Annotated in this window: 10 protein-coding genes; 3 read left to right on the top strand and 7 right to left on the bottom strand. The window is 61.6% G+C overall.

Going from position 1 to position 16,666, the window contains the following annotated elements:
- Positions 1–104 precede the first annotated feature (104 nt).
- Positions 105–1,259, top strand: coding sequence for a M20 family metallopeptidase (locus ACILSO_RS10470; protein WP_395737343.1), 1,155 nt, complete (start codon positions 105–107; stop codon positions 1,257–1,259).
- On the opposite strand, the gene ACILSO_RS10465 is transcribed toward ACILSO_RS10470, so the two are convergent.
- The 5 genes from ACILSO_RS10465 to gltB form a co-directional block, all read right to left on the bottom strand.
- Entirely contained in the window at positions 1,256–4,711 is a 3,456-nt protein-coding gene (locus ACILSO_RS10465) for a S8 family serine peptidase (RefSeq protein ID WP_395737342.1), read from the bottom strand. The two genes, ACILSO_RS10470 and ACILSO_RS10465, sit on opposite strands and share 4 nt — an antisense overlap.
- Positions 4,712–4,798: 87 nt before the next feature.
- On the bottom strand, positions 4,799–5,485 hold the full coding sequence (locus tag ACILSO_RS10460) for an RNA polymerase sigma factor (RefSeq protein ID WP_395737341.1): 687 nt from the start codon (positions 5,483–5,485) through the stop codon (positions 4,799–4,801).
- The gene (locus ACILSO_RS10455) at positions 5,482–7,560 is read right to left on the bottom strand and encodes a serine/threonine-protein kinase (protein WP_395737340.1); all 2,079 of its coding nucleotides are present in this window, start codon (positions 7,558–7,560) and stop codon (positions 5,482–5,484) included. The genes ACILSO_RS10460 and ACILSO_RS10455 overlap by 4 nt, the downstream gene beginning before the upstream one ends.
- A 108-nt stretch (positions 7,561–7,668) precedes the next feature.
- Positions 7,669–9,147 (bottom strand): glutamate synthase subunit beta, encoded by a 1,479-nt coding sequence (locus tag ACILSO_RS10450; RefSeq protein ID WP_395737339.1) that lies wholly within the window; start codon positions 9,145–9,147, stop codon positions 7,669–7,671.
- 56 nt (positions 9,148–9,203) lie between these two features.
- On the bottom strand, positions 9,204–13,790 hold the full coding sequence (gene gltB / locus ACILSO_RS10445) for a glutamate synthase large subunit (RefSeq protein ID WP_395737338.1): 4,587 nt from the start codon (positions 13,788–13,790) through the stop codon (positions 9,204–9,206).
- 162 nt (positions 13,791–13,952) lie between these two features.
- On the opposite strand from gltB, the gene ACILSO_RS10440 reads away from it, so the two are divergent.
- Together ACILSO_RS10440 and ACILSO_RS10435 are read left to right on the top strand one after the other, a co-directional pair.
- Positions 13,953–14,816, top strand: coding sequence for an MBL fold metallo-hydrolase (locus ACILSO_RS10440; protein WP_395737337.1), 864 nt, complete (start codon positions 13,953–13,955; stop codon positions 14,814–14,816).
- A 2-nt stretch (positions 14,817–14,818) separates the two neighbouring features.
- A complete protein-coding gene (locus tag ACILSO_RS10435; protein ID WP_395737336.1) occupies positions 14,819–15,325 on the top strand; it encodes a hypothetical protein in 507 nt (168 codons plus the stop codon).
- Here the strand turns inward: ACILSO_RS10435 and ACILSO_RS10430 are convergent.
- Both ACILSO_RS10430 and rpsT read right to left on the bottom strand, forming a co-directional pair.
- Entirely contained in the window at positions 15,310–16,230 is a 921-nt protein-coding gene (locus ACILSO_RS10430) for an aldo/keto reductase family oxidoreductase (RefSeq protein WP_395737335.1), read from the bottom strand. The genes ACILSO_RS10435 and ACILSO_RS10430 overlap by 16 nt on opposite strands.
- A 100-nt stretch (positions 16,231–16,330) precedes the next feature.
- The gene (gene rpsT, locus ACILSO_RS10425) at positions 16,331–16,597 is read right to left on the bottom strand and encodes a 30S ribosomal protein S20 (protein WP_377170904.1); all 267 of its coding nucleotides are present in this window, start codon (positions 16,595–16,597) and stop codon (positions 16,331–16,333) included.
- Positions 16,598–16,666: the final 69 nt, after the last annotated feature.

Raw genomic sequence — 16,666 nt, 5'->3', positions numbered from 1 at the left:
TTACAACAATGCCCCCGCACCCCTGTTCTTTGCCAAATCCGACACACATCGCGACAATTTAGGTGCACGCTTGCACCCCCTCCATGCCTGTGCCTTTCTGCCCCATGGCCACTCTCCCAGCCAACGTCGTCGAACTCACCCAGGCTCTCGTCCGCATCCCCTCCGTCAATCCCGACGGCGACCCCGGTACCGACGGCATCGGCGAAGAACAGTGCGCCCGCTACGTGGCCGAGTTCCTCCAGGCATCCGGTGCTGAAGCCACCCTTGAAGAGGTGGAACCCGGCCGCCCCAACGTCATTGGGCGCTTCCCGACGCATCCAAGCGCAGACGGAGGAAGCAAGCCCCGCATCATCTTCGCGCCCCACACCGACACCGTCAGCGTCGGCGGCATGACCATCGACCCCTTCGGCGGCGAACTCCGCGATGGCAAAATCTGGGGCCGCGGCGCCTCCGATACCAAAGGCCCCATGGCCTCCATGCTCTGGGCCCTCCACGAACTGCGCCACGAAATCCCCTCCCTCCCCGTGGAGGTCCACTTCGTCGGCTTCATGTCCGAGGAGAGCGCACAGCTTGGTTCTCAACACTTTGCGAAGCATCACGGTCGCTATGACCTCGCCATCATCGGCGAGCCCACCAGCCTCAAAACCGTTTTCCGTCACAAAGGCTGCCTCTGGGCGGACATCCACACCACCGGCATCGCCGTCCATGGCGCCACTCCCGAGCGCGGCGTGAATGCCATCGTCAAAATGTCCAAGCTCATCAGCGCCCTCGACACCCGCTTCAGGGCACTTTTGGCGGAATCCAGCGGCACCGACGAGTTCCTCGGCGTCAGCACCATCAACCTCGGCATGATCCAGGGCGGCACGAGAAGTAATATCGTGGCAGATTCGTGCAAACTGCGCGTGGACATCCGCACCACCCCCGGCCTGCAAAAAGCCGGCGGCGCCCTGGCATTGCTCACCGAATTTGTGAAACGCACAGACGAGTCCGCCAGCGTCACCGTCGCCAGCGAGGCCTTTCATCTCGATACCGATCCTGCGAACCCCTTCGTGCAGAAACTCATCGCCGCCGGGGCTGACCTCACCGGCGCCCCGTGGTTCTGCGATGCCGCCTTCCTCGCTGCCGCCGGCACCCCCGCCATCGCCATCGGCCCCGGATCCATTGCGCAGGCGCATACCAAGGACGAATTCATCGCTGTGAGCGATCTGGAGGCAGGAGTGGCATTCTTCTGCAAATTCCTGCGCAGCCTCGCAAATTAGGGAATGACGACGCGGTAGAACCTCCGCTGCTTCGTGGCTGCGTTCGGGTCCGTCCACGTGGAGGGATTGCCCGTGGCTGTGTAAATAAGCGGCGTCCACTTTTGCAGGTCATCGCTGTACTCAATGCGGTAGTCATTGCCCGAAATGGAAGGAAAGGACAGCGAAGTGCCGGAAAGGGAACGGGAGAGCGAAGCCTGCGGATAACTGTTCCGATCACTGTCGCTCGTTCCAAACCAAGCTTCCAGGTCGGAGTAGAAGCCGTCCCCGTCATTGTCGAAATAGATGCCAAACTGATCTACAAACCCCGAATCCAGGCCTCCTGCCGTAAACTCATCCTTGCTGTAGGACCATTTCAAGGTGTGCACACCTGCGCTGAGCACATAGCCTTTGCGAGTCCAGCCCACTTCCCCGCTGATGGCCTCCTGCTCCACGCCATCGATGGAAAAACGCAGAAAGTCGTAGTCCTGCTCGGAGGAGACCCCCCAGTAAAAGGCAACCTTGCACGGCCCGGACACCGTCGTGGTCATGAGACTTTGCTGCAGGTTGCCAATGGCGCCACTGCGAGCCGCGTCCTCGCCGTCGTGGCTGTACAGCCAGTTGGGCACCCACGTCAGATCCCCTGAGGACGCAATGGGTTGTCCCGGAGCGTCCAGCGCCTCCGCGAGGCCGGTTGTGACTGTATCGACCACAAGTGTCACGGTTTGCGTGCTGCTGCCAAAAGAGTTCGTGGCATGCACCGTTACCGGATAGGTGCCGAGCGTGGCCACGCTGCCGTAAATCAAGCCGGTGCTGGAATGCAGCGTCAGTCCCGCAGGCAGGTCGTCCGCTGTGAAGGTGTCTGGCGCATTCGTGGCGCTGAGCGCATGGCGGAAATACACTCCCTGATACGCGTGTATGGTCTCTGCGTTAATCACCGGCGCATCGGTGGTCGGGGTGATGACCAGTTCGTCCACCCATCCGGTGTCCTGGCCTTTTTTGACGGCTTGATCCTTGAGGTAGTAAATGTCGATGTTATGCGGCCCCGGGCCCACATACGTCGAGGAGGGTTTCCAATCGGTTTCTCCTGTGATGTAGTCGCGCACATAGCCGTCCACCGTCATCACGAGGTAGTCATAGTTCTTTTCTGACGAGACTTTCCACTGAAATCCAATCTTTGCCGGGCCATTCACCGTGAACTCAAGGCCGGAATACTCCTCGTCATCCACGGCTGCGGTTTGGATGGAATCCACGCCGTCATGCGTAGTGGTGGTCTGAAGGAAGGGATCGCCAAAGCCAAACGGCACGATCTTGAGGCTGGCCGGCTGCTCCACGGCGGTCGAGAGGGCTGGGGTCGCGGCAAGGATGTAAAAAAGGGCATAGGTTTCGGTGGTTCCAGTGGCGTTGATCGCGTCCTGGTAGGCGTCAAAGACGCCGGTTTCCGTCGGCGTGCCGGTGATCAGGCCGGTCGTGGGGTTCAGCGTCAGGCCCGCAGGCAGACCGGCGAAGAAATACCTTCCCACATCAAACGAGGTGGTGAAATTTGAGGCCGTCATCTGGTAGTTCATCTCCCAGCCTTCCCGGCCCACCATGATCCAGTTGGAGGTGATCACCGGCAGCGGCAGGTCCGGGCTCGTTGGCGTGCCATAGAACGTGATGGTGGCGTCATCCAGAGTGCCGACATCGCCGACCGTGCCGTCGATTGCCTGCAGTTTCCAGTCTCCCACGGAGCGCTCGCCCCAGAAGTGCGTGGCTGCAAACGTCCAGTCGAGATCCGCGCCATTGTCATTGAAGCGCGCGCGTGCCAGCCGCACCGAAATGCCGCTCGGAGACACCAGACGCCACTCCAGGTTTCCGCGGTAAGTGTGCCTGGCTTTCACATGCACGGTCACGTGTTCCAGCCGCAGGTTGTCCGTCATGGGGACGGTGAAGGTTTTGGAAACGCCCGTCGCATCGTAGTCAGGAATGGCAAGGTTCATCGCCGTGGCGCTGTAAACACGCGACTGGCGGGGGACCACATTCGTCCACGTTTTGGCCAGCGTGATAGCCGCCTGGGCATTCACCAGCCCCGCGCCATACTTGATGTTAAAGTGGAATCCAGCGCCGTTGGTGACCCAGTCGCCGTCGTAGGGGTCATTTTGCGTCGAGCTGCGCACCAGGATCTCCTGCACATCTCGTGTGGTCAGGTTCGGATTGGCCTGAAGCAAAAGCGCCACGACGCCTGCCACCGCAGGTGTGGCCGAGGAGGTGCCGCCAAAGCTGTTGGTGTAGTTCGTGTCGGCAAAATCTGGAAAATCCGGGTCAATGTCTCCGGTATTGTAGCCGCTGGCTCCCGTGCGGTCCGTGGTGGTGATGCCCTCCTTGCCTCCATTGGAAGGCGCACACACCAGGATGTTGGCCCCGGGTTCGCTGTAGTAGGCGGACCTGCCTTTGTCATTCATGGCTGACACCGCGATGGCGTGAATGGAGTTTGCCCAGCCGTCGTAGTTGGAGTCGTCTCCGTTGCCGTTGCCATTGCCGGCAGCCCAGAGAAAAATCGTGCCTCTGCCACCGCGTCCGGTCGTTGCCGCATCTTCCAGCGCGGCCTGGCTGAGGACATCGGGTCCGCCGGAGCCGAAAGCGCTGTCGTACGGCCCCCAGCTGTTGCTCTTGACCGCGATGAGATCCTTCTGGAATGCAAAGGCATCCGCCTCCTGCTGGTCGGTAGTCGGCGCGGCGATGAGGCGCAGGCCCACCAGCGTCGCCTCGGGAGCCACGCCGGAGATGCCAATGCCATTGTTGCCACGAGCCGCCGCCACTCCCGCGCAGGAGGTGCCATGGAAATCATTCACCCCGGGGGAGGGGTCGCTGTCATTGTCATTGAAGTCGAAGCTGTTGGCGAGATCGACGTTCGGCATCAGATCCGGATGCGTGACCTCCAGGCCGTCATCTACAACGGCGAGGCGTATGCCCGCGCCTTTATAGCTGTCCCAAACAGGCACCACGTTCACATCCGAGCCCGTGACTGCGCCGTTCTGCCCGGTATTGCTCAGGTGCCACTGGTATCCCGGGCTTGCCGAGGAATAGGCAAAGAGAGGATCATTCGGCACGAAGCGGTGAAACAGCTGATGTGCGAGCATCGGCTGCGCCGAGCGCACGCCCGGGATCTTGCTTAAGTTCGCTGCTCCAGCCAGGGCGGCGTCCGCCTTTCCAGCAAATTCGACGACGGCGTATTTGCCTCTCGGAATGGCCTGGGCGACACCCGCCACCTGCGCCAGTGCGGCCACCTGCGTGCCCGGAGCCAGCTCCACCAGCACCCGCTTCGTCAGCCAGCGCCGGGTCCCTTCGTTTTGAGGCGCCCCTTTCTCATACATGACCCACTCTCCCTTGGTGCCGGCCTCGGTCAGGGAGCGCTCGAACTTCTTTCCGGCGACCACGATCTGCCCCAGCAGCGAGCTGCTAAAAAGGAGGGCGGCAAGGGGGATTAGAAGGCGCATCGGGTAGAAGACAATCGAACCAGAAGGATGCTCAGAAGTTCGCCCGATTGCCAACTAAAATGCTTATCCGCTCCACCCGACAGGCACTCAGCCCAAGGCCGCTTTCAGCGCCAGCATCTCCTGCTGCAAGTCGGCACCCGGCGCCAGGGTGTCCGCGAGGGACTGCTCCAGAATGCCACGCATGCGCTTGCGGAGGCGGGACAGATGGACGCGCACGGCGGTTTCGGAGATGCCCAGTGCCTGGGCTGCCGCCGTGGTCTGACCGTGCGTGGCATCTCCCGCCAGCCAGGGCTTGAGCGTGGAAAAAACGGGAAGCCGGCCAGCGGCGGTCATTTCAGCCTCCAGCACATCCAGGCTACGCTTCAGCACGGCGCAGGCCCAGGCGCGGTCAAACTCGGCGTCTGGGGTGAGTTGGGAACCATCTGGAATCTCATCGCAAACGGTTGCAACCGCCTCCGCGTTTCCGCCGCGCTTCAGTGCTGCCTCTGTCCGCTGTCGGGCGGAGACGAAGTTTCGCGCGGTCGCATGGAAATAGGAGCGGAAGCGCCCTTTGGATACTTCTGCACCATTCAGCCTGTCGCCGGACAAAACATGGGCAAAAAAGGCCTGTGTCATCTCCCTTGCGGCATCTTCATGTCCAAGCCAGCGGCGCATCTGGCCAAAGATGGGTGCGTAGTAGATCTCACACAGCTCCGCCAGCGCCGCACGTGCCTGAGGCGTGTCTCCTTTGGCGGCCTGCACCAGCGACCAGCGTGTGTGGGTGGGGGCAGTCATGGCTTGGAGCGAATCTGGGCGATGATCTTCTGCAATGAGTCTTTGCGTGCTTTGGCCAGGGCTTCGCGGCTGGCGAGTGCCTCGAGCGCCTGCAGGTGCTCGCTGCCTGAGAATCTTTCGAGTACATTCAATCCCATGCGCCACATGTAGTCATCACTGCGCAGGCCCAGGAGCTTGATCACCTCGGTGGCGGTGTAAGCTTGGTCGCTTTTGTCCGGCACACTGCCCTGCAAGCCCCACAGGCAGCGTCCCGCGATGTTGGTGGTGTCCGGATGATAGGCCAGTTCCAGTATGCGCTTCACCGCGGCGCGCGATTTGTTCGCCTGCACGCTGAGGGCGTGATAGAAGGTGTTGTAGCTGATGTCTGAATTTCCCGCAGACATCACACCGCCGGTTGCTTTGGTAGGGTACGACCACACGATCAGCCGGGCTTCAATTTCCGGCGACACCTTGGAACCCCAGATGGCTCCGAGTACTCCACGGCTGTCATAGGGGCGGCCGTCGGCGTAGGGGCCGGGCCGTTGTGCGGCGGCCATGCCCCGTTCCAAGACAGCGAGCATGGGTTTCGAGTATTCGCCGGTGAAATCAGAATTGGAAATGACCTGCAATGCAGAGGCTATTCCCTGAAGTTCGATCTCCTCGCATTTGGGAATGTGGTTCAGAACACGCTGGCGGTCTGAATCATCGGGCTTGCAGGTCATCAAGGCCGCGAGGGCGGCGTAGCGCACCAGCGGGTCCGCTGATTCCAGGTGCGCACGCAGCGGTTCACGAAAGCGGGAGCGGTCAAAATCCAGCTGATACAGACCCTGCACCGCCAGCGCCGCCGAGCGCACCGTGCTTTTATCTTCGGACTTCATCGCCTGCGCTATCTCCTGAAGGACCACTTCCTGGTTCAGCTTTGAGTCCGCCTGCGAAGCCCGCGCCACCCAGTCATCGCGCATGCCGAATACCTTTTTGCGCTCAGCCGCTTCACGCTCGTATCGGGCCATGGTCTGCTCTCTTTCCACCCGTTTTCTCTGGAGCTCGCGCTCCTGCTCGGCAGCGGCGAGCCAGCGGCTTGTGAACAGGTACCATGGCACGGCGATCATGCTCACGATGACTGCCGCCAGAGCATAACGAGTCCACTTCCTGCGTGGCTGTGCAGCCGGAGGCAAGGCTTTGCCATTCGCTGCGTCTTCAATGCCGGATTTCATCTCCTCTGCGCTCTGGAAGCGCCTGTCCTTGTGCTTCTCCAGCGTGCGCATGACCACGCCGTCCAGCCTCGCATCCACCCCGCTGGCCTCGCTCGGCGCGGGGAAGCGACCCAGCGGCAGCTCGCCGGTGAGCATTTCGTAGAGGACGACGCCGAGGCTGTAGATGTCGGCACGATGATCCACCTCGGCAGGCTTTTCCACCTGCTCGGGCGCCATGTAGGCGAGGGTGCCGAGTTTGGAACCACTTTGCGTCAGCGTGAAGTGCAGGGCACCTTCATCGCGCAGCTTGGCGAGACCGAAATCGACGAGTTTCACGCGGCCTTCGGTGTCGATGAGGATGTTTTCGGGTTTGATGTCCCGATGCAGGACGCCGTGCTCGTGAGCGTAGTGCAGCGCATCGCAGAGCTTTGGTACGATGGCCAGGGCTTCGCGGGCGGTGAGGCCGCCGTTCTGCATGGCCTGCCGCAGGTTCACGCCCTCCACATGCTCCATGAGGAGGTAGGGAAGGGGAGTTTCCCCAAAGTCATAGACCTGCACGATGTGAGGATGGCTCAGGCGTGCGAGCGCCCGAGCCTCGCGGCTGAAGCGCTCCAGCCATTCGGGGTCCTTCATGCGCTCGGCAGAGAGCACCTTGAGGGCCACCACGCGGTTCAAGTGCGGCTGCTGCGCACGATACACCCTCCCCATGCCGCCCTGGCCGATGAGTTCCTCAATGACCAGCTGAGGGAAAAGAGTGGCAAGCTGCTGCAGTTCGAGTTCCGGCGGCTGTGGCGCTGCGTCGTGGTCCTTTAGGGTGCGTTCGAGGAGACAGGCCGGGCAGATGCCCTGAGGTGCGTCGTCAGGCAAAGGTTTGCCGCAAGTCTGGCAGGTGATGGGATTCATGGCTGCCTGTGCATGTGCAGTGGGAAGGAAAGTGTTTCACAGATTCCCACAGAAAGGCACAAAAAAACCCGGGGCTCAGAGAGCCCCGGGTTTGAGAGATGCGTAAGATTACGGCAGCGCGGTTTCGCCCATGAGGAAGCGGTCGCATTCGCGGGCGGCGCCGCGCCCTTCGTTGAAGGCCCAGACGACGAGGGACTGGCCACGGCGGCAGTCGCCGGCGGCGAAGACGCCGGGGATGCTGGTGGTGTATTTCTCGTGCTCGGCTTTGACGTTGGTGCGGGCATCGCGCTCGATTTTCAGAGCGTCGAGGAGGGGCTGCTCAGGGCCGAGGAAGCCCATGGCCAGCAGGACGAGCTTGGCAGGGAGGACTTTCTCGGTGCCGGGGATTTTCTGGGGGCCGAAGTTGCCTTTGTCGTCCTTCTTCCACTCAACATTGACGACGTGGACGGCTTTGACGTTGCCGTCGGCATCGCCCTCGAAGTGGGTGGCGGTGGTGAGATAGACGCGGGGATCGTCGCCGAACTTGGCGGCGGCTTCTTCCTGGCCGTAGTCCATCTTGTAGGTCTTGGGCCACTCGGGCCATGGATTGTTCACCGCACGGGTGAGCGGCGGCTTGGCCATGATCTCAAGCTGGGTGACGGTGGTGCAGCCGTGGCGGACGCTGGTGCCCACGCAGTCTGTGCCGGTGTCACCACCACCGATGATGACGACGTCCTTGCCGTCTGCGGTGATGTATTTGCCGGAAGGATCGAGCACGGCCTTGGTGTTGGCGGTGAGGAAGTCCATGGCGAAGTGGATGCCCTTCAGTTCACGGCCGGGGATCGGGAGATCGCGTGGCTTGGTGGCACCGGTGCAGATGACGACGGCGTCGAAGTCCTTCATGAGGGCCTCCGCTGTGATGTCGGCACCCACGTTGACGTTGCACTTGAAGATGACGCCGCTGTCTTCGAGCAGCTTCACGCGGCGAAGGACGACTTCGTTCTTGTCGAGCTTCATGTTGGGGATGCCATACATGAGCAGGCCGCCGGGGCGGTCGGCGCGTTCGAAAACGGTGACGGTGTGGCCGGCTTTGTTGAGCTGGGCGGCAGCGCTGAGTCCGGCGGGGCCGGAGCCGATGACGGCGACTTTCTTGCCGGTGCGCTTTTCAGGCAGGTCGGGTTTCACCCAGCCTTCTTCCCAGCCTTTGTCGATGATGCTGACCTCGATGTTCTTGATCGTTACCGGCGGCTCGTGAATGCCGAGCACGCAGGAGCCTTCGCAGGGGGCGGGGCAGACGCGGCCGGTAAACTCGGGGAAGTTGTTGGTCTTGTGCAGACGGTCCAGGGCTTCCTTCCACAGGCCGCGGAAGACGAGATCATTCCACTCGGGGATGATGTTGTTGATGGGGCAGCCGCTGGCCATGCCGCTGATGAGGGTGCCGCTGTGGCAGAACGGAATGCCGCAGTCCATGCAGCGGGCGCCCTGGTTTTTGAGGCGGTCTTCTGGCAGGTGCAGGTGGAATTCCTTCCAGTCCTTGATGCGCTCAAGCGGATCGCGGTCGGCGGGGATTTCGCGTTCGAATTCGATGAAGCCGGTTGGTTTGCCCATGGTCTCTTGTCTGTGAAAAGGTGGTGTCTGTTGGGATTTTTGCGTGGATGTCGATGCTAGCTGCCGCCGATACGGGCGACGTCACGGGCGTTGGCTTCAAAGGCGGCGCTGAGGGCGTCGTCGCCGGTGAGACCGTCTTCCTTGGCCTTCTTGATGGCCTGGAGCACGCGCTTGTAATCCTTGGGCATCACTTTGACAAACTTGGGCACCATCTGCTCCCAGAGGGCGAGAACCTTGAAGGCTTTCTGGCTCTTGGTGAGGTCGGCGTGCTTCTTGATGAGTTCATAGAGGGAGTCGATCTCCTCCTTGTCCTCGAGTTTTTCGAGTCCGGCCATCTGCGTGTTGCAGCGGGTGGCGGCATCGCCGGTTTCATCCAGGATGTAAGCCTCGCCACCGCTCATGCCTGCGGCGAAGTTGCGTCCGGTGGTGCCGAGCACGACCACACGACCACCGGTCATGTATTCGCAGCCGTGGTCACCCACGCCTTCGACGACGGTGTCCACGCCCGAGTTGCGAACGGCGAAGCGTTCACCGGCACGGCCGCGGAGGAAGAGTTCGCCGCTGGTCGCACCATAGAGCGCGGTGTTGCCAGCGATGATGTTTTCTTCGGCGGCAAAGTCGGAGCCTTCCGGCGGATAGATGACGATGCGGCCGCCGCTGAGGCCCTTGCCAATGTAGTCATTGCCGTCGCCTTCCAGCTCAAGCGTGACGCCCTTTGGAACGAAGGCGCCGAAGCTCTGGCCGGCGGTGCCTTTGAAGTTGATGTGGACGGTGTCGTCCGGCAGACCGTGCCAGTGGCGCTTGGTGATCTCGTTGCCGAGGATCGTGCCGACGGTGCGGTTGACGTTGCGAATCTTGACGTTGGCGACGACTTTTTCACCCTTCTCGATGGCCGGTTTGCACAGGTCGAGGAGCGTGGTGATGTCGAGCGAGCGGTCGATGCCGTGATCCTGAACTTCGGTGCAGAAGCGGCCGACTTCTGGGCCGACGTCCGGCTGATACAGCAGGTTCGAAAGATCGATGCCGCGTGCTTTCCAATGATCGACGGCAGCGCGGGATTCGAGGACTTCGGTACGGCCGACCATTTCCTGAATGGTGCGGAAACCAAGCTGGGCCATGAGTTCGCGCACTTCCTGGGCGATGAAGCGCATGAAGTTGGCGGCGTGCTCGGGATCGCCGCTGAACTTGGCGCGGAGCTGAGGATCCTGGGTGGCGACGCCGACGGGGCAGGTGTTCAGATGGCAGACGCGCATCATGATGCAACCCAAGGTAACGAGAGGAGCGGTGGCGAAACCGAACTCTTCCGCACCGAGGAGGGCGGCGATGACGACGTCGCGGCCGGTCTTCATTTGGCCGTCTGCTTCGACGACGATGCGGCTGCGAAGGTTGTTGAGAACGAGGGTCTGGTGGGTTTCGGCAAGGCCGAGTTCCCATGGCAGGCCGGCGTGCTTCACGGAGGTCTGCGGGGAGGCACCGGTGCCGCCGTCGAAACCGGAGATGAGCACGACGTCGGAGTGGGCTTTGGCCACACCGGCGGCGATGGTGCCGACGCCGACTTCGGAGACGAGCTTGACGCTGACGCGGGCTTCGCGGTTGGCGTTCTTCAGGTCGTGAATAAGCTGGGCAAGGTCCTCAATGGAGTAGATGTCGTGATGCGGAGGCGGGGAGATGAGGCCGACGCCCGGCGTGGAACCACGCACCTTGGCGATCCAAGGATACACCTTCGTGCCAGGAAGCTGGCCGCCTTCACCGGGCTTGGCGCCCTGGGCCATCTTGATCTGGATTTCGCGGGCCTGGGAGAGGTAAAGGCTGGTGACGCCGAAACGACCGGAAGCCACCTGCTTGATGGCGCTGTTTTTGGAGTCGCCTTTCTCGTTGGTCCAGGTGTAACGCTCGGGGTCTTCGCCACCTTCACCGGTGTTCGACTTGCCGCCGATGCGGTTCATGGCGATGGCGAGAGATTCGTGCGCCTCCTTGGAGATGGAGCCGTAGCTCATGGCGCCCGTCTTGAAGCGCTTCATGATGGAATCGACGGATTCGACTTCGTCAATCGGCACGGATTTGCGCGTCTTGAACTCAAGCAGGCCACGCAGGGTGTAGAACTGCTTGATCTGCGTGTTCACCAGGGCGGTGTACTGCTTGAAGGTGTCGTAGTTGCCCGTGCGGACGGCTTTCTGCAGGGTGTGGATGGTGAGCGGATTGAAAAGGTGAGCCTCACCTTCCTTGCGCCACTGGTAGTCGCCGCCGACGTCGAGGGCGTGGACTTGGGAATCGCGCTCGGGGAAGCCGCGCAGGTGGCGCTGGATGGCTTCTTCGGCGATGACGCGGATGTCGCTACCTTCAATGCGGGTGGCGGTCCAGGTGAAGTATTTGTCCACCACGCTCTGGCTGAGACCGACGGCTTCAAAGATCTGTGCGCCGCGATAGCTCTGCATCGTGGAGATGCCGATCTTGGAAGCGACCTTGATGACGCCCTTGGTGGCGGCCTTGATGAAATTGTACACCGCGGTCTTGTGGTCCACTTTGACGAGGAGACCCTGGCGGATCATGTCGTCGAGGGTTTCGAAGGCGAGGTAAGGATTGATGGCGCCGCAGCCGTAGCCGATGAGGGTGCAGAAGTGGTGCACTTCACGCGGTTCGCCGGACTCAAGCACGAGGTCGCACTGGGTGCGGGTGCCTTTGCGGATGAGGTGATGATGCAGGCCGCCGACGGCGAGCAGCGCCGGGATGGCCGCCTTGTCAGCGCAGACGCCACGGTCCGAAAGGATGAGGATGTTCCAGCCCTGGGTGATCAATTCGTCCGCCTTGAGGCAGATTTGGGCCATGGCTTTTTCGAGGCCGACAGCGCCTTCTTTTGGATCGAAGAGGATGTTGATGGTGGCGGCTTTGAACTGGCCGTGGGCCACGTTCTTGAGCTTGGCCAGATCTTCATTGCTGAGGATCGGGGTCTTGAGTTCGATCAGGTGGCAGCTCTCGGGCTTTGGATCGAGCAGATTGCCTTCCGCACCGATGGTGGTGATCGGGGAGGTGACGATTTCTTCGCGGATACAGTCGATCGGCGGATTGGTGACCTGGGCGAAGAGCTGCTTGAAGTAGTCGTAAAGGAGCTTCGATTTGTTGGAGAGAACGGCCAGAGGAATATCTGTTCCCATGGAGCCGATGGCTTCCACGCCTTCGCGACCCATGGGAACCATGAGCTTGCGGAGGTCTTCAAAGCTGTAACCGAAGGCCTGCTGACGCTGCAGCATGGTTTCGTGGTCGGGCGGGGAGGTGGGTTCGCCGTCCTTGATGTCGGCGAGCTTCACGAGGTGCTTGTCGAGCCAGGTGCGGTAGGGCTGTTCGGCGGCGATCTTGGCTTTGATCTCATCGTCGGGGACGATGCGGCCTTCTTCCATGTTCACGATGAACATTTTGCCGGGCTGCAAGCGGCCTTTGAGCTTCACGTTTTCAGGAGCGATCGGCAGGACGCCGGCTTCGGAAGCCATGATGACGAGGTCGTCTTTGGTGACGTAGTAGCGGGAGGGGCGCAGGCCGTTGCGGTCCAGAGTGGCGCCCATCATGGTGCCGTCCGTAAAGGCCACGGAGGCGGGGCCGTCCCAGGGCTCCATGAGGCAGGAGTGGTACTCATAGAAGGCCTTGCGCTGGTCGTCCATGGACTCATGGCCGCTCCATGGCTCGGGGATCATCATCATCATGGCATGCGGCAGCGAGCGGCCGCCCATGACGAGGAGTTCGAGCACGTTGTCAAACATGGCGGAGTCGGAGCCGCTTTCGTTGACGATGGGGAAGAGCTTCTTCACATCCGGGAAGAGTGGGCTGCCGAGCAGGGACTGACGGGCCTTCATCCAGCTGATGTTGCCACGCAGCGTGTTGATTTCGCCGTTGTGGGCGATATAGCGATACGGGTGGGAACGCTCCCAACTCGGGAAGGTGTTGGTGGAGAAACGGGAGTGGACCAGCGCGAGGGCGGACTCCATGTCCGGGTCGTTGAGATCCTTGAAGTACTGGCCCACCTGCTCGGGCATGAGCATGCCTTTGTACACCAGTGTGCGGGAGGAGAGGCTGGAGCAGTACCAGAAGCTGTCCGCATCCGCCGTGCGGATGGCGGTCACCGCGCGCTTGCGGATGATGTAGAGCTTGCGCTCAAAGGTCTGCTGATCGGGGCAGTTTTCACCACGCTGGATGAAGCCCATGCGCATGAAGGGCTCACTGGCCTTGGCCGAGAGACCGATCATGGAATTGTCCACCGGCACGTCGCGCCAGCCGAGCACTTTCTGGCCTTCTTCTTCGGCGACTTTTTCAAAGATCCGGGCAGCGGCCTCGCGCTGAGCCTTGTCAGGTGAGCAGTAGGACATGGCCACGCCGTAGTGGCCTTCTGCAGGCAGGGTGATGCCCAGAGGGGCGGTGACCTTGCGCATGAACTTGTCCGGCACCTGCATGAGGATGCCCGCACCGTCTCCGGTGTTTTTTTCGCTGCCCACGGCGCCGCGGTGGTCGAGATTGATCAGGATGGTGAGACCCTGCTGTACGATGTCGTGAGAACGTTTTCCCTTCATCTGACAAATGAAGCCGACGCCGCAAGCGTCGTGCTCAAATTGCGGGTCATACAGTCCTTGTTTGGGTGGGAGTCCTGGATTTCTCATTTTTGCGTCAAAAGGGGGGCGGCATCTAAGACCAAGCTAGGGAGAAAGCAACTAGCATTCCATCGGCCAAGTTGGAGCTTATTTTGACGTCTCCGACACAATCGGGGGTGCTTGGTGGTCATCTGCCTTGCATCCGCAGGGGGCAGCCGTTAGAAAACAGGCATGGTTCGTCTCACGATTCTCGGCAGCGGCAGTTCGGGGAATTGCGCCGTCATTTCGACGGAACGCACGACCCTGTTGCTGGACGCCGGCCTGAGCGCCAAGCAGATCTGCCTGCGCCTGGACGCCTGCGGCTTCTCGCTGGACATGCTGGACGGGATTTTGCTGACGCACGAGCATCAGGACCACACGGGGGGGATCGAGGTGCTGAGCCGCAAGCGGCAGGTGCCCCTGTTCTGCACCGCGCTGACGCAGGAGACGCTGATCGGCAGCCTGGGTTTCCGCCAGCCGCCGACTTGGAGGCTGATGACCACCGGGGCGGCGTTTGAGTTTCAGGACCTGCGGATCGAGTCCTTTCCGGTGCCGCATGACGCGGTGGACCCAGTGGGGTTTGTGATCGCCGATGAGGAATCCCGGCTGGGTGTGCTGAGTGATGTGGGATTTGTGACCAATCTGATCAAGGACCGGCTGAGGAATTCGGACAGTCTGTTTATTGAGGCCAATTACGACACGCAGCTGCTGGAAAACGACACGAAACGGCCGTGGTCCACGAAGCAGCGCATCAGCTCAAGGCATGGGCATTTGTCCAATGAGCAGGCGGCGGAGCTGGTGCGGGAGGTGGCGCACCCGGGGCTGAGCCACGTGGTGCTGGGGCATCTGAGCGATGACTGCAATGACCCTGACACGGCGTGCCGCTACATCCGGCAGGCGCTGGATGCTGCGGGAGCCACGGAGGCGCGGGTGATGTGTGCCGAGCGGCACAAGCCGACGGCGACCATTGAGGTGGTGCGGCGGCGGAGCAGTGGCACGGTGAGCTTTTGTGTGGCGGCCTCGGCGGATTCCACCGGGCAACTGGCGCTCTTTTAAATATGAAACGGATCATTCTCCGCACCTTGCTGGTGCTGTCTGTCGTCGAGGGCTTGTACCTGGCCTGGTGGGTGTTTGGGCGGTCACCGGAGACCCAAGTGCGCGCGGCGCAGGAAAAGCTGATCAAGGCCGTGGAGGACCGAGACTGGAAGGCGCTGGAGAAGCTGCTGGGTCCGGGCTACACGGATGCGCTGGGGCACAACCGCGACTCGGCGATCGCAGACGGGCGGAAGTATCTGAGCGGCTTTTTCACGCTGAGCCTGAAGACGGACAAGACGACGATCAAGGCCGTGAAAGGGCAGGGGATGGTGACCACGGTGCTCCGGATGGAAGGGAATGGCGTGGGCGCCAGCCAGGCGATCCTGGGGTATGTGAACGGACTGGATCAGCCCTGGGAATTCCACTGGAACAACCCCGGGAGCTGGCCGTGGGAGTGGCAGGTGAACCTGATCCACAACGACCAGCTGCGCGGCGCGACAGCTGCGGCGGCCTCTTACGGCACGCCGTGACCTTTGGCGGCTTCCCAGAGGCCGTACCAGTCTTCTCGATCGAGCTTGATATCGGCGGCTTTCACCACTGCCTGGATGCGCTCGAGCTTGTTGGTGCCGATGATGGGCAGCGGGCAGGAGGGGTGGGCCATGATCCAGGCGTAAGCGAGCTGGTCGAGGGTGGCGCCGCCGTATTTGGCGGAAAGCTCCTCGGCCTTGGCGTGGAGGCGGATGGCGGCGGGGGTGGTTTTGTCCATCAGGGCGCCTTTGGCCAGAGGGGACCAGGCCATGGGCAGGATGCGCTGGCGCTGGCACTGGTCGGCGGTGCCGTCGTAAATGGGGTCCATGTGCAGCAGGCTGAACTCGATCTGGTTGGTGACGAGGGGCTGGTCCATGCGGGAGTTCAGCAGGTCGAACTGATGCACGTTGTAATTGGAGACGCCGGCGCTGCGAATTTTGCCGTCTTTGAGGAGCTTGTTGAGGCCTTCGGCGGTTTCGTCGGCGCTGGTGAGCCAGTCCGGGCGGTGGACGAGGAGGAGGTCGATTTCATCGATGCCCATGAAGCGGAGGGATTTTTCAGCGCTTTTGATGATGCGGGCGGCGGTGACGTTGTAGTGGGCGACTTTGCGGTCGGGGTGGAACTCGCAGGGGATGTAGATGCCGCATTTGGTGACGATCTCGATCTTGCTACGGAACGAGGGGTCAAGCTTCAGGGCGCCGCCGATGGCTTCCTCGACCTTGTAAACACCGTAGATTTCGGCGGTGTCGAGGGTGGTGATGCCCATATCCGCACAGGCCTTAAAACGGCTCAGGAGCGCCTGCGGGGAGCAGTTGGCCGGGTCTGCCTCGTCGAGAATGCGCCAGGTGCCATAGACAAGACGGGAGAACTCAGGGCCGTTGGGAGCGATTTTGTGGCGGGTGATCATGGTGGGTGGCCGATCTTTGCCGGACTTGCCCCGCGCGACAAACAAAAAACGGCATCCCTTGCGAGATGCCGTTTAGAAAACTGATTTTCAGAGGAAGAGCTTACTTCGTCAGGGCGCTCACCTTGACGGCGAGGCGGCTCTTGAGGCGGGAGGAAGTGTTCTTCTTGAGGACGTTGGTCTTGGCGGCCTTGTCGGTGGCGGAGGCGAACTCGCTCAGGCTGGCGGCAGCGGCAGCGGCGTCCTTCTTGTCGATGGCGGCGATCACCTTCTTGCGCAGGGTGCGGATGCGGCTTTTCACCGTCTGGTTGTGAGCGGTGCGAGCCGTCGTTTTGCGGATGTCTTTTTCTGCGGAGCGGATGTTGGCCATAAAAGGGGCGGGGGGAAAGGGCGGCGAGGATAGGACCACTCCTCCCATCTGTCAATCTGGAATCCTGCG

It is taken from the genome of Prosthecobacter sp. (assembly GCF_044226605.1).
Lineage (GTDB): Bacteria > Verrucomicrobiota > Verrucomicrobiia > Verrucomicrobiales > Verrucomicrobiaceae > Prosthecobacter.
Note: the sequence above shows the minus strand (reverse complement) of the source record. Positions and strands in the feature narration are given on the sequence as shown.

Excerpts from the sequence above, each read along its gene's own strand:
- rpsT (WP_377170904.1), bottom strand. The coding sequence starts at position 16,597 with ATGGCCAACATCCGCTCCGCAGAAAAAGACATCCGCAAAACGACGGCT.
- ACILSO_RS10440 (WP_395737337.1), top strand. The coding sequence starts at position 13,953 with ATGGTTCGTCTCACGATTCTCGGCAGCGGCAGTTCGGGGAATTGCGCC.
- ACILSO_RS10460 (WP_395737341.1), bottom strand. The coding sequence starts at position 5,485 with ATGACTGCCCCCACCCACACACGCTGGTCGCTGGTGCAGGCCGCCAAA.
- ACILSO_RS10470 (WP_395737343.1), top strand. The coding sequence starts at position 105 with ATGGCCACTCTCCCAGCCAACGTCGTCGAACTCACCCAGGCTCTCGTC.
- gltB (WP_395737338.1), bottom strand. The coding sequence starts at position 13,790 with ATGAGAAATCCAGGACTCCCACCCAAACAAGGACTGTATGACCCGCAA.
- ACILSO_RS10450 (WP_395737339.1), bottom strand. The coding sequence starts at position 9,147 with ATGGGCAAACCAACCGGCTTCATCGAATTCGAACGCGAAATCCCCGCC.
- ACILSO_RS10465 (WP_395737342.1), bottom strand. The coding sequence starts at position 4,711 with ATGCGCCTTCTAATCCCCCTTGCCGCCCTCCTTTTTAGCAGCTCGCTG.
- ACILSO_RS10430 (WP_395737335.1), bottom strand. The coding sequence starts at position 16,230 with ATGATCACCCGCCACAAAATCGCTCCCAACGGCCCTGAGTTCTCCCGT.
- ACILSO_RS10435 (WP_395737336.1), top strand. The coding sequence starts at position 14,819 with ATGAAACGGATCATTCTCCGCACCTTGCTGGTGCTGTCTGTCGTCGAG.
- ACILSO_RS10455 (WP_395737340.1), bottom strand. The coding sequence starts at position 7,560 with ATGAATCCCATCACCTGCCAGACTTGCGGCAAACCTTTGCCTGACGAC.